This window comes from Cytobacillus sp. Bva_UNVM-123, assembly GCF_046351715.2.
GTDB lineage: Bacteria > Bacillota > Bacilli > Bacillales > Cytobacillaceae > Cytobacillus.
The window spans coordinates 1,253,253-1,266,354 of the sequence record NZ_CM177772.1 but is presented as its reverse complement, the minus strand read 5'-3'; the positions used below and the strand labels follow the sequence as shown (position 1 = coordinate 1,266,354).

Here is a 13,102-nt window from a genome sequence, read left to right as displayed (position 1 = left end):
ATCTCTTCATTAATGGATAAAATAATATTTATGTAATATCCTCTATAAGGATACAGACTCGGAGGAATAGCAGATGAGAGAAATCAATATAGAACAGTTTATCAACTTAAAGAAAGCAATTCCTGTTGATGTGAGATCACCTGAAGAATTTAATGAGTTCAAAATTCCAGGAGCAGTAAATATTCCGTTATTTTCTAATGAAGAACGTGTTGAAATTGGAACGGTTTATAAACAAATTGGATCTGACGAAGCGAAATGGAGAGCAATGGAAATTGTCTCACCAAAAATCCCAGATTTATTACGCAAAATTAAGGATTTACTAGCAGACAATCATCATCCGGTTATTTATTGCTGGAGAGGTGGAATGCGAAGTAAAGCAGTAGCAACCTTCTTATCTTTCTCTGGCATTTCCATTCCACGATTAATTGGGGGATATCGAGCTTACCGCCAATATATTTTGGAAAAAATTCCAGAATTGATCCCCGATCAAGCGATTACGCTTCATGGAATGACTGGTGTCGGTAAAACGGAGGTTTTACATAAATTAGGCAAAAAGGGATTTCCTATCATAGATCTAGAAGGACTAGCTGAGCATCGCGGGTCTATATTTGGTACGTATGGATTAGAGACGGGAAACAATCAAAAAAACTTTGATGCACTTTTATTTCAAACATTAACTGAAATAAATGGTAAACCATATTTCATTATCGAAGCAGAAAGTAAACGAATAGGCAAAGTTGTCCAACCTGACGAACTATTTCACAAAAAACAGCAAGGTATAAATATTAATCTTCAAGCCTCATTGAATTCTCGAGTGGAACGGATTTATCATGAATACGTAATGCCTTACATCCATGAAGTTTGGTTCCAGGAGAAGGTAATTGAACGTTTTTCCTATATAAAAAAACGAATAAAGGATCGAGAAATTATTTCTATTCTTGATGAGGCTGCAACATTTGAAAACTATAAATTGTTCATTAAAACTCTTTTAGAGAACTATTATGACCCTCGTTATTCTTATAAACAGCTGGAGTACGACGGCCCTTTCTTTCATGTAGAAGTAAAAAATAGCGATGATGCGGTTGAAGAAATCATGAAAATTATTGAATCAAGAAAAATCAAAACACGATAGAATCGTGCTTTTCAGCTTGAAAAAAGAATAAAATTATTAAAATTTATGTATATTTATTTAATTCTCAATGATATTATATGTTAAAATATTAATATCTTTTTAATTATAATGTTCTTAATATGGAACTAATTCATTGATATTGTTATAATTAAAGTAGATAACATGATAAGGTGTGTGAGATTGGATGATCGGTGAACGAGTAAAATTACTCCGCAAAGAAAAGAAAATGTCGTTATCCGAGCTTGCAGAACAAGCTGGCGTTGCCAAGTCTTATTTAAGTTCACTTGAACGAAACTTGCAAACGAATCCTTCAATACAATTTCTTGAAAAAATAGCTGCTGTGCTTAATGTGCCAGTTGATCATTTAATACATGAACAACCAAATACTGAAGAATTAGATTCCGATTGGCTTAAAATCGTGCAGGAAGCAATGAATTCTGGTGTGACGAAAGATCAATTTCGTGAATTTCTCGAATTCAATAAATGGAGAATTGATCAAAATAAATAGAGCAACGATAAAAAAGCGATTAACAAAAGGATTGCTTATATAGAATATCACGCCCTTATGTCATTGTTGACCTGCTGCATTTGCCCTCAGGCTTAAAACAAGCCCATTGTGCTACGAATTAGAAATGGAGGTGCCGCTTTTGCGGCACTCATTTATTGCTTCTGAAAATAAAAAGCATTCCCTAAAACTAACATCCTCCAAGGAATACTTCCTAAAACCTATTATATTTATCGCCCTTCTACAAGAACCTCATGCTCTCTAAAAAGAAATCTCCTAATTTCTTCTTTCTTAATCCCTATATTTTTTGCCTCCATTATTAACTGTAGCCACTCCCTATCCATTTCCTCATTTTTATGTACTTCCTTTGTCTCAACCACAGTCTCTCCCCCCAAAATACGAATGTATTCTAGGCAAAACTAGCCATATGAATACTGTTGTCATCTCAATTGTCTTTCCCCATTAGCCATAAACAATATGAATATGATTTTCTATGTACTAATAATCCTTTTACTATTCAAATTTTAATCGTATTCATATTTTTATTGTGTTACTTTTTGTCTACTCAAATAATTAGCAAGCCCAATTTTTCTTTGATTATTTAACATTATTCTACAATTTTCTTAATAACTTTACTTTTACAATCATTGAAAATAGGTAGCCGGTACTTAATCACCATGAAATACGCCAAAAATTTTGTTGAATGAAGTCGTTTTTTTGGAAGAAACAGACAAAATAAGTGATAAATCTCACTAAGAAAATTTAATTAATTCTCTAAAAACTTTCTTTTTCAATATTCTCTATGTTCATTCCGTTATTTATTAAATAATCTAATACTTCTTTTTTCTCAATTCCAAGGTTTCTTGCTTCGATTATTAATTGAAGCCATTCTACGTCTAATTCGGAAATATTTGATGTTGTTTCAAGCACAAATTTTCCCTCCATTTTAGTTTTCTTCCTTATTATTTTGAACAGTCACATATTCATTGTTTTGATAACACTTCATTTTCTTTTGAAAAGGAAATGAGTTTACATTAATTCGTTCCATTGTCATAGCATTAAAGAAAGGGTATGTTGTCAAGTCTTGTCCACAAACTGGGCATATCCATTTTCCCATTTCACTACTGCTAAATGACGGGCGGTTACATCGATCACAGTTTTTTTGATACATTGAGCACCACCTTTAAAACGTTCTTTTTAACGAACTTTCAAATTGAGTATAGTCCAGATGTATTATTTTTTAAAATTCTAAATTCAGTCATTTTTTCGTTTTAAAGAACGATTTTCTCAGGTTTTCTCTCGTTTACTTTAATTATCTTAATTTTTTGTATTTTTTATTGAACAGTTTGTTCGTTATAATGAAAACATGGAATATAAACAGAGGGGAAAAAATAAATGGTAGGAAACCGTATAAAACGATTGAGGCTTGAAAAGGGATATTCCATTAATGAACTCTCTGATAAAGCCGGTGTTTCAAAATCATATTTAAGTTACATAGAAAGAGGGATTCAGCAGAATCCATCTTTACAAGTTCTTTCAAGACTAGCTGAAACTCTTGATACAAATGTAGAAGACTTGTTAGAACAGAAGAAAAGGAGGAAAGAAATAGAAAAACGCACCATTGATCAGGAATGGATTCAACTTGTAAATGAAGCAATTCAGCAGGGATTTACAAAAGAGGATTTTAGTTATTATTTAGATTTCGTTAAATTTAAGAATAGGAGTCGAAATATTGATTAAAAAAATAAAGGCCACTCAATGCAACATCGTGACAGAGCTTGGCCTTTATCATATTATTTTTGTTGAAGGGATACAGCTATTTTAGCTCCAACTTCGGCATTATGCTTAACAAGTGCAATATTTGCAATTAAGCTTGTCCCTTTCGTTAATTCCTTTACTTTCCCTAATAAAAATGGTGTTACTTTTTTACCACCAATATTATTTTCTTCTGCTTCTTTTAATGCTGTTTCAATTGTGGATGTGATTAAGCTCTCCTCCAATGCATCTTTCTCAGGAATTGGATTCGCAATAACGATTCCACCATTTAAACCAAGCTCCCACTTTGTTCGAATCATTGCAGCCGCTTCTTCTGCTGTATTCACACGATAATTTACCGAAAATGGACTTGTTCTCGTATAAAAGGCAGGAAGGACATCTGTTTCAAACCCGACGACAGGAACTCCTTGTGTTTCAAGATATTCTAATGTTAAGCCAATATCTAGAATAGACTTTGCACCGGCACAAACAACCGCAACATTCGTTTTTGCAAGCTCTTGTAAGTCTGCAGAAATGTCCATCGTTAATTCTGCCCCCCGATGAACGCCGCCAATTCCTCCAGTAACGAACACTTCAATCCCTGCAAGCTCTGCGCAAATCATTGTAGCGGCAACAGTTGTCGCACCGTTTTTCTTATTAGCTATTAAAAAAGGAAGGTCACGTCTACTCGCCTTCTCAACATCTTTACTTTGAGCTAAAAATTCTAATTCTTCGTTTGACAGACCAATTTTAATTATTCCATCGATAATCGCAATTGTTGCGGGAACAGCGCCATTTTGACGAATAATTTCTTCTACTTCTTTCGCTGTTTGCACATTTTGAGGATATGGCATTCCGTGTGAAATGATCGTAGATTCTAGTGCAACAACAGGCTTGTTTTGTTTTTTTGCTTCAAGTACCTCATCGGAAAAATGTAACCAGTTTTCTAACATGATGTGAAAGCTCCTTTTTAATAGTATTGTTTATATAATTCTTGTAATCGAATCTCATTTAAATTCGGATTAACTGTTTCATGTGACTGAAGGGTTAGGCTAGAACATGAAATTCCAATTTTACATGAGTCTTCTGTGTTCAACCCTTTCAAATGACCAAACATAATTCCCGCAACGAGTGAATCACCTGCACCTGTTACATCGACAACTGTTACATGAGGAGGGCGCAGTTTACCTGATTCATCCTTTGTAACATAAATCAATCCTTTATCCCCTCGAGTAATCACCACTTTTTCGACTCCTTTGCTCATGATGAGCTCTGCCGCTTTAAAAAAGTCATCATCATTCTTAATGGTCATTCCAGACATGGCTTCAGCTTCATCTTTATTAGCAATGAGCCAAGTAACACCATGTAGCTTTTGTGGGAGTTTTTTTATTTTCGGTGCAGAAACAGGTGTGATGCATAGTGGTATATTTTCCTCATGACAACGATTAATTACTTTTTCCAAAACATTTGCTGGAAAATTTGTATCAATCACAACCATCTCAACAGCTGCAACATAACCCCATTTTTTTTCTACAAACTCAATATCAACAGAATCGTAAATGGACATATCTGCAAGAGCTATTGAAAGTTCACCAGTACTATCTAGAACTGCTGTATACGTACCTGTTGCCATATCTGGTGAAACATGTGAAGGATTCATATCTACAAAAGATTTTGTATAATCAAGAAGAGATTCTCCTTCACTATCCTTGCCGACAATTGTCATAAGGGAAACGTTTACTCCAAGTCTCCCTAAATTCTCAGCAATATTGCGGGCTACTCCCCCGAACGACTGTGTGCTTTCAGCAGGGTTAGACGTTCCATATTGAAGATTATTTAATACTTGTATCTTTCGGTCGATATTTGAACCACCGATGCATAAAATTTCCTTCTTCTCTGGAAGAACATATGCACGTCCCAGCAGTTTTCCTCCTTTCGTTAAAGAAGAAATATAGCCAGCTACCGCTGATCTTGACAACTTTGTTTTTTCAGCAAGATCAATTTGCGATATAAACGGATCTTCTTTAATAAGCTGCAATATTAACTGTTCTTTTTCATTCATAAAGATTCAGCCCTTATACAAAAAATTCTCTTTTACCTATATGACAGTCATTAAACAAAAACAAACTTATGTTTATATAATAAACCTTTGTTTATTATTTAGCAACTGTTTTAAGAACCCCTTTGCTTATTTTGTGAGAAAAATACCGATTAAATCTCACTCTTTGCACTCATATTTTTCATCAATTAATCACATTTATTCAGTAGACTACCTTTGATACACTGAGAACAAAGTGGAGGGACAAGAAATGAAGAAATTAAGTTTATTATTTTTTTGTGCTTTATTTGTTTTAGCTTTATCTGCTTGTGGAAGTAACAGTACAAATGAGAAAGTGGTTAATGAAAAAGAGCAAACAGATGGAGCAAATGAGACAGCAAATATCGAACCGATCGAGCCAACAAAAGACGATGTATGCGCATTTTGCAGTATGAAAGTTTATACAAAAGAAGAAGAAATGGGGGTTTTCACTGCACAAGCCATTGATTCAAAAGGAAAGCACCTCTTCTTCGATGATTCTGGATGTTTATTGAACTATGAACGAGAAACAGGTGAAGCTTTTAAGAAAATGTGGGTTCGTGATTATATAACAAAGGAATGGATCAATGCTAAAGAAGCTGTCCCTGTATATGGTGACATACATACACCGATGAAATACGGCTTTGCTTTCTTTGAAACAAAAGACAGTGCTCAAACATTTATTAGCGAAAATAGCAATATGAATCTCGCCATTTCCACTTGGGATGAGATTGATAAAACTTCTAATGAAAGATATAAGAAAATGGATGGTGAACATGGCGACGCCCATCATGATCATGACCATGAGCATGGTGATGATCATGATGAGGAGCATGGAGGAGACAGTCATTAATTTAATACATTATATAGAAAACCGCTGCGTCATTCGCAGCGGTTTCTTATCTGCCTACAGCTTTTTGTTTTTCGAAAAATACTTTTTCAAGTGGCGTATAATCTCCATTCATCTTTGTAAGCTTTGCCACTTCTTCATAGTACAGAAGCTTTCCTTCCTCAAGAAAAACGGCAGAATCTGCAATTTCTTCAACTATCGAAAGAATATGAGAAGAAAAAAGAATCGTTTTGCCGCTTGCTTTTTCTTCTTTCATCATTTCTTTAAAACGAAAAACCCAAAACGGATCAAGCCCGTTCGTCGGTTCATCCAGAATTAAAAGGGGGGCATCTGATAGAAGTGCCTGGGCAAGTGAGAGTCTTTGCTGCATTCCCTTTGAATAATGTTTAATGAATTGATTTCGATCATCGAATAAGCCGACCCTCCTTAAGCTTTCCTCTACCCGCTCTTCACCAATCCCTTGCAATACAGCAAAAAATTTAAGGATTTCCAAACCTGTTAATTGTTTTGGAAAAACCATATCATCAGGCATATATGAAAAAAACGCTTTATATTGCATACTCATCGTGTCAGCCTGTTTATTAGCGATTTTTATCATTCCAGCACTCGGTTTCATAATCCCTGTCAACATTTTAATAAGTGTGCTTTTACCTGCTCCATTTCCACCACAAAGAGCAAGGATTTCTCCTTTATTCACCGTAAAAGAAATTTCACCAATTCTCTTATGTTCATTATATTTTTTCATTATATTGGCTAGTTCGATTAAAACATCTTTATTCATGTCCGATTCTCCTTTTGATGAGAAGGTGGCTAAATAGGAGGGGGACACTAATCCAAAAAACAGTCGCCATTATGAATAAACTTTTTCCGATCCAGCCATTTGCCCACACAGTTAAATCATATAATGCTGGTCCAAAAACAGATGCACCATCTAATGATAGAATGGCCCACACTCTTATTAATTCAACGGGATTAAGAAAAATAGATGTTGAAAGCATTGGCAATATCCAATCCTTTGTAATAAATAAACTAATTCCCATAACGATAAACTCATAAAATAATACACTGATTGCCCATATGATTAAGCTTAATCCTAATGCTTGAAAACGGGTTTTGGACCATAGCCCAATCAGCATTGATAAAGCTAAGAAAATGACAGCTAATAATAGCGAAAGACAATAGAATAATAGCAAAACTGTTATCGAGGATGCGGCATTTGCGATAAACATAACAATCGCTGCCGCGCCATAGCCAAACGTAATGACTGACCATATTGCGAGAAAAAGCCCCACATATTTACCGGTTAAAATCGTCTTGATCGATACTGGATACGTTAATAACAGCATAAGTCCTTGGTCTTCTTTGTCCCCGGCGAGAAATAAACTGCCAATTAGCAGCGCAATTAAAGGAATTAATAATAAATTTAAATTTAAGAGACTTGCCGACATCCGGCTGAACCCGTTATACCCTGTTTGCCCTGAATGACCGAAGAAAGTAACAAAAACAGCTAATAAAGCAAACAAAATGCCAAAGCTACCTAACCATTTACTTCTTAATATGAGTGTTAACTGCTGTCTAGCTATTTGATAAGTCGTCATTGCTCCCAGCCCCATTGATGCTTTAATAGTCTGTCATAGTCATATAACTCCCCCATTCCTTGTTCCTTCATATAGTTCTCAGCCTGTTCCTTATCCTTGAACGTCACAACTCCATTTGCCATTGGTGTCCAAAAATCAGGATGATAAACATGATAAGCTTGTTCAAGCTCGACCCATTCACCTGTCTCTGAATCTCTCACATATTGTTTTGCAACCTTATCGTTCGAAATCTTCTGATCACGCTCTAAAAACTCAAGCATACAGCCGATATCATCAAATTTATATACATCCCCATCTGTTGAAATGATTTCTGTTGCATAATACTCGTGAGCAATTCCCATATTACATATTTCACATACATCAATTTCAGTATTTATTTCTACTGGCTCAAAGGATTTATCGCTGCCACAACCTGATAAAAACATGACACCTAGTACTAGCAAAATAATTCTTTTCATCCCATTCGTCTCCCCTTCACGATAATGAATAATGAAGAAGCGATTAATAGCAGGCCAATAAACAATGTGGATATTGTCGTTTTAGCTTCTTTCATTTTCATATTTTCTGCCAATTTCACTGGCTCAACTAACGGTTTTTCATCATATACATTTACTGTTCCAATTGACGGAAACATAGATTCTGCTTTATTCCAAATTTTTATCGCAGGACTTTCAAAATAAAATTGCCAATGAGGATATTTTTGCAAAATTCGATCATAGATTGAACCTGCTTTATACGGAATCTCGCCAATCCCATCACCCGTTAAATCAAAGCTAGTGTAATCATCCCAATAGTTTCCCATTTCATTGTCATCAAGCCGCATATTGTGATTAGCAATTTTCGACTGAACGACATTTCCAATGAAATTATTTTCCCTTAATATATTTCCTTCATTTTCACTTTTAAATTGTAAGCCTACTTGATTTGCCGCTATAATATTTCTTTTGATATGCGTGTATCTCGCTTTTTCAAAATAAAGACCTGCGCTATTTTGTTTAATTTTATTTTCTTCCAGTACAATGTTGTCTACATCATAAAGAAGAACTCCTACCCCTCTGAAATGGAATTGATCAACTATTTCATTCCGAATGAACTGAAGATTTTTTGAATCCATCACCATAAAGCCTGTTATGTTTTTTTGAATTAAATTTTTTTCAGCTATAATATCTTCACTAAACATGAAGTGAAAGCCATACCTTGAATCTTTAACTATGTTTTGTTGAATTTGACTATTCGTCGTAAAATCAAAGTATATCCCGTCCTGAACATTGACAATTTTGTTATTCTCGATGAGATTTCCTTTTCCCTTATAAAGATGAATGCCATTTCCCCGTTTGGAAAAATGGGTAGGAAAACTTGAAATTTCATTATTTTTAATCGTATTGTTTGAGCTATTCTCTGAATAAATTCCATATAAAACATTCGTCATCTTGTTAGCCTCAATTAAGGCCCCATTTACACCCTTTAAAACAATTCCACTGTCATCTTTCGCTTTACCACTGTTTTGTATTGCAAATCCGCTCACACCTACACCATCAGCAGTTATTGTGATAACACTCCCGTTTCCATCTCCATCAATAATGACGCCTTCTTCCGCAATAAGCGTTAACGGTTTAGAGATAACGATTGATTCCTTGTATAACCCCTTTTTAACTTTTACGATATCTCCAGCCTGTGCATTATTAATCATTTCCTGCAATGTGGTGCCAGATTTGACCATTTTCTCGGCAGCCAAAACACGAGCATTTGATGAAATCATTAAGAAAATAACTAATACAGCTAGATAAAACCGTCTCCCCTTTATCAACTCACTCATAATTCACACCCTTTGCAAACTTTCCAAAACTTGAATGGCATATTGCACCATTAATCTAGCAAAAAATTGTGAAAGAATATTGAAATTACTATGGGGAATTAATGAAGTAGCTGAACGTTTGGGTAAATAAATTAGTGGGATTAATTCGGAATCCGAAATATTTTTCTAGACATTTTATGTAAAATATTATATAGTAAGAAAGTTAATTTATTCACACAGGTGGTCTTTTATTACATCATGAAAAAACAACCATTATGGACAAAGGATTTTTTGAGTATATCTTTCACTAGCTTTTTTCTTTTTATAGGATTTTATATTTTACTAACTACTTTACCCATTTATGTGTTAGAGGATTTGCACGGAAATGAAACGGAAGTGGGTTTAATTGTTTCTATATTTTTAATTGCTGCTGTTCTAAGCAGACCAATTACAGGAAAATGGGTTGATGAAATAGGAAGAAGGAAGATATTGCTGATTGCCATGAGCATATTTTCTATTTCGTCCTTTTTTTATTTTTGGGCAGATTCACTTCCTCTTTTACTAGGACTTCGATTTCTAAACGGGATTGGTTTTGGCATGGCAACGACGGCGACAGGAGCGATTGTGGCAGATATTATTCCAAATGAACGAAAAGGGGAAGGACTAGGCTATTACGCAACATTTATGAATTTAGCGATGGTCATTGGGCCATTTACCGGCTTAACCATTTTGCAATATGCCTCTATTAATTGGCTATTTATCCTATGTGCAGTGTTAGCCTTCATTGCTTTTCTCCTTTCAGCAACTGCAACGATTCCTGAAAGTAAACATGAAAAGGAAAAAACAGCTAGCAAAGTCTCATTTGCTAGTCTATTCGAAAAAAGTGCTATTCCAATCGCTTTGGTGACTGGAATTCTTGCTTTCAGCTACGCTGGAATTCTTTCATTTATCTCCATCTATGCCAAACAGCTTGGTCTACTTGAAGTTGCTAGTTTCTTCTTTGTCGTTTATGCAGCAGCTATCCTAGCTTCAAGACCTTTCACTGGTCGATGGTTTGACCTTTACGGGGAAAATAAACTTATTTATCCCTCCATTATTATTTTTGCAATTGGCATGCTATTGTTAAGTCAAGCACATCATCCGCTTACCTTTCTACTGTCAGGAGCCATTATCGGATTAGGCTACGGAACCATTACACCGAGTTTGCAAACAGTCGCAATCAAAAATGCTGCTCCTGAAAAAAGAGGGCTTGCAACGTCAACATATTTTACTATGCTCGATGCTGGAATTGGTCTCGGTTCTTATGTACTTGGAATGATAGCCGTGCATACTAGCCTTTCAACACTCTATTTCATGCTCACTTTTGTTATTTTGCTAGCTTTAGTTGCCTATCATCTTCTTCATGGTAATAAGGATTCGAAACGACAACAGCTCGTTCAATCTGAAACTAAAATCTCATAAAAGTGCACACACTTATTTATAAAAAAAACAAGAGGTGTCCCAAAAGGATAACTTTTAGGGGCATTCTCTTGTTTTTTGTTCTTATTAACTTGTCCGTTGATTTCCCGCAGGACGTTGAGTAATCATCTCAGAATTATCTCCGCACGAGAAAATGCGTATGCATTTTCGAGGAGTCTTCGCGTCTTCCACTCCAATCAACTCAGCGTAAAAATCGTTATGAACGACCTTTTGGGTCAGCTTGCTGTTCTTGGTAAAATTAAAATTTCAACTCTTCGATTTTTTGCTTTTCCTTCACTTGTATTATTTGGTGCTACTGGCTGAAATTCACCAAATCCTTTAGCACTAAACATACTAGGATCAAGCTTTTCATTTTTCAAAATTATTTTCATAAAGTTAATCGCTCTCATAACACTTAGTTCCCAGTTCGAATCAAAAGGAGCATTACCGATTGGAACGTTATCTGTATGACCACTAATAATAATATTTCTTGGTGGCTCCATAACAAGAAGATCTGAAATTTCATTAGCCACTTTAAGGTCTGATTCCCTTACATCTGCACTGCCGGGAGCAAACAAAACATTATCCCTAATTGACACTAACAACCCTTCATCTGTTAAGGAAGTATCCAATTTTCCAGATAGTTCATTCTGTTTAATATAGGAATTCACTTTATGCTGAATGACTGAAAGTTCCTTTTGATCAGCCTGCTGAAGTAAACTTTTGTCAATATCTAAACTATTCTCATCCTTTTTTTCTGGTTGTGCTTTGTCGCCTGTCTGCATTTTTGATTCAGGCATAGGCTTAGGAAATTCAAAAATCCCTGTTCCTCCAGTGAATGCAGCATTAAAAGCTTTCGATAGCTCTTCAAATTTTTGTGCATCAACAGAACTCATAGCAAACAAAACGATAAATAGAGCTAAAAGCAAAGTTAAAAGATCTGCATATGGAAGCAGCCAAGACTCATTAATATGTCCCTCTTCTTTACTTTTCTTTCTACGTCTACTCATCTTTATTCACACTACCTTCTGCAAGGAATAACTTTTTGTCCCCAGCAGGTAGATATGAAGCTAGTTTTTGTTCAATAATTCTTGGCGCTTCTCCTTCTAGAACAGACAGAATACCTTCAATCATCATGACTTTTAGTTTTGCTTCCTGCTTTGATTTTCGAATAAGCTTATTTGAAAATGGATGCCATAGAACGTACCCAGTAAAAATCCCTAATAATGTTGCAACGAATGCCGCACTAATCGCAGTACCAAGTGCGTCAGTGTCATTCATATTTCCTAGTGCTGCAATTAACCCGATAACAGCACCAAGAACTCCTAGAGTAGGAGCATAGGTACCCGCTTGGGAAAAAATTTGCGCACCAGCTGAGTGTCTTTCTTCCATTGCCTCAATTTCTTCATTTAAAATATCACGTATGTAATCTGCGCTCTGCCCATCTACAGCAAGAGAAAGTCCATTTTTCAAGAAAGGATCGTCGATTTCATTCGTCTTCGCTTCAAGTGCAAGCAGCCCTTCTTTTCTAGCTAACTGTGCCCAATCTGAAATCATTCTAATTAAATCAACTGGATTCATTTGCTGCTTTTCCTTAAAAATAATACCAAACAATTTTGGAACCTTTTTAATCTCACTTGTCGGAAATGCAATTGTCACACTGGCAACTGTTCCAAGAACAATAATTAATAACGCAGCAGGGTTTATTATAGCCATAGGGCTAACCCCTTTTAAAAACATTCCTACTCCAACTGCAATGATTCCTAAAATCAAACCAATTATCGATGTTTTATCCATTTTGCCCTCACCTATCTTAAAAAATCTTTAAATTTTTGTATTAGAAAAAATGAATACTCCTTTCTTATTTCGACATTTTTTTTATAAACTTTAGAACAAATCTATTAATTGTTAGAAAAACTTGCTTTCGGCGGG

The 13,102-nt window shown here is 35.3% G+C and carries 16 protein-coding genes; 5 read left to right on the top strand and 11 right to left on the bottom strand.

Going from position 1 to position 13,102, the window contains the following annotated elements; all coding sequences use genetic code 11:
• Positions 1-73: 73 nt before the first annotated feature.
• Positions 74-1,132 (top strand): tRNA 2-selenouridine(34) synthase MnmH, encoded by a 1,059-nt coding sequence (mnmH, locus tag KDN24_RS06120; RefSeq protein WP_409972184.1) that lies wholly within the window; start codon positions 74-76, stop codon positions 1,130-1,132.
• Positions 1,133-1,316: 184 nt separating this feature from the next.
• Entirely contained in the window at positions 1,317-1,640 is a 324-nt protein-coding gene (locus KDN24_RS06115; RefSeq protein ID WP_409972185.1) for a helix-turn-helix domain-containing protein, read from the top strand.
• Between the two features lie 227 nt (positions 1,641-1,867).
• On the opposite strand, the gene sinI (KDN24_RS06110) is transcribed toward KDN24_RS06115, so the two are convergent.
• From sinI (KDN24_RS06110) to KDN24_RS06100, 3 genes are all read right to left on the bottom strand, one after another.
• A complete protein-coding gene (gene sinI, locus KDN24_RS06110; RefSeq protein ID WP_409972186.1) occupies positions 1,868-2,017 on the bottom strand; it encodes an anti-repressor SinI family protein in 150 nt (49 codons plus the stop codon).
• A gap of 394 nt (positions 2,018-2,411) precedes the next feature.
• Entirely contained in the window at positions 2,412-2,582 is a 171-nt protein-coding gene (gene sinI / locus KDN24_RS06105) for a DNA-binding anti-repressor SinI (RefSeq protein WP_409972187.1), read from the bottom strand.
• Between the two features lies 1 nt (position 2,583).
• Entirely contained in the window at positions 2,584-2,808 is a 225-nt protein-coding gene (locus KDN24_RS06100) for a hypothetical protein (RefSeq protein WP_409972188.1), read from the bottom strand.
• Positions 2,809-3,032: 224 nt separating this feature from the next.
• Here KDN24_RS06100 and KDN24_RS06095 point away from each other — a divergent pair, with 224 nt between their 5' ends.
• Positions 3,033-3,377 (top strand): helix-turn-helix domain-containing protein, encoded by a 345-nt coding sequence (locus KDN24_RS06095; protein WP_409972189.1) that lies wholly within the window; start codon positions 3,033-3,035, stop codon positions 3,375-3,377.
• Positions 3,378-3,430: 53 nt separating this feature from the next.
• Here KDN24_RS06095 and KDN24_RS06090 read toward each other — a convergent pair whose 3' ends face one another.
• Together KDN24_RS06090 and KDN24_RS06085 are read right to left on the bottom strand one after the other, a co-directional pair.
• On the bottom strand, positions 3,431-4,345 hold the full coding sequence (locus KDN24_RS06090; protein WP_409972190.1) for a pseudouridine-5'-phosphate glycosidase: 915 nt from the start codon (positions 4,343-4,345) through the stop codon (positions 3,431-3,433).
• A 17-nt stretch (positions 4,346-4,362) separates the two neighbouring features.
• Entirely contained in the window at positions 4,363-5,454 is a 1,092-nt protein-coding gene (locus KDN24_RS06085; protein WP_409972191.1) for a carbohydrate kinase, read from the bottom strand.
• Positions 5,455-5,701: 247 nt separating this feature from the next.
• On the opposite strand from KDN24_RS06085, the gene KDN24_RS06080 reads away from it, so the two are divergent.
• Positions 5,702-6,322 carry a nitrous oxide reductase accessory protein NosL gene (locus KDN24_RS06080; RefSeq protein ID WP_409972192.1) on the top strand — a complete coding sequence of 207 codons (621 nt, stop codon included), beginning with the start codon at positions 5,702-5,704 and terminating at the stop codon, positions 6,320-6,322.
• A gap of 46 nt (positions 6,323-6,368) precedes the next feature.
• Here the strand turns inward: KDN24_RS06080 and KDN24_RS06075 are convergent, their stop codons facing one another.
• The 4 genes from KDN24_RS06075 to nosD are packed head-to-tail and all read right to left on the bottom strand — an operon-like array spanning position 6,369 to position 9,733.
• A complete protein-coding gene (locus tag KDN24_RS06075; protein WP_409972193.1) occupies positions 6,369-7,100 on the bottom strand; it encodes an ABC transporter ATP-binding protein in 732 nt (243 codons plus the stop codon).
• Positions 7,093-7,917 carry an ABC transporter permease gene (locus KDN24_RS06070; protein ID WP_409972194.1) on the bottom strand — a complete coding sequence of 275 codons (825 nt, stop codon included), beginning with the start codon at positions 7,915-7,917 and terminating at the stop codon, positions 7,093-7,095. The genes KDN24_RS06075 and KDN24_RS06070 overlap by 8 nt, the downstream gene beginning before the upstream one ends.
• Complete coding sequence (locus tag KDN24_RS06065) at positions 7,914-8,375, bottom strand: nitrous oxide reductase accessory protein NosL (protein ID WP_409972195.1); 462 nt, start codon at positions 8,373-8,375, stop codon at positions 7,914-7,916. Before KDN24_RS06065 ends, KDN24_RS06070 begins: the two co-directional genes overlap by 4 nt.
• Entirely contained in the window at positions 8,372-9,733 is a 1,362-nt protein-coding gene (nosD, locus tag KDN24_RS06060) for a nitrous oxide reductase family maturation protein NosD (protein ID WP_409972196.1), read from the bottom strand. The genes KDN24_RS06065 and nosD overlap by 4 nt, the downstream gene beginning before the upstream one ends.
• 237 nt (positions 9,734-9,970) lie before the next feature.
• On the opposite strand from nosD, the gene KDN24_RS06055 reads away from it, so the two are divergent.
• Positions 9,971-11,173, top strand: coding sequence for an MFS transporter (locus KDN24_RS06055; RefSeq protein WP_409972197.1), 1,203 nt, complete (start codon positions 9,971-9,973; stop codon positions 11,171-11,173).
• A 233-nt stretch (positions 11,174-11,406) separates the two neighbouring features.
• On the opposite strand, the gene motB is transcribed toward KDN24_RS06055, so the two are convergent.
• Positions 11,407-12,180 (bottom strand): flagellar motor protein MotB, encoded by a 774-nt coding sequence (gene motB, locus KDN24_RS06050; RefSeq protein ID WP_409972198.1) that lies wholly within the window; start codon positions 12,178-12,180, stop codon positions 11,407-11,409.
• The gene (gene motA, locus KDN24_RS06045; RefSeq protein ID WP_409972199.1) at positions 12,173-12,967 is read right to left on the bottom strand and encodes a flagellar motor stator protein MotA; all 795 of its coding nucleotides are present in this window, start codon (positions 12,965-12,967) and stop codon (positions 12,173-12,175) included. The genes motB and motA overlap by 8 nt, the downstream gene beginning before the upstream one ends.
• Positions 12,968-13,102: the final 135 nt, after the last annotated feature.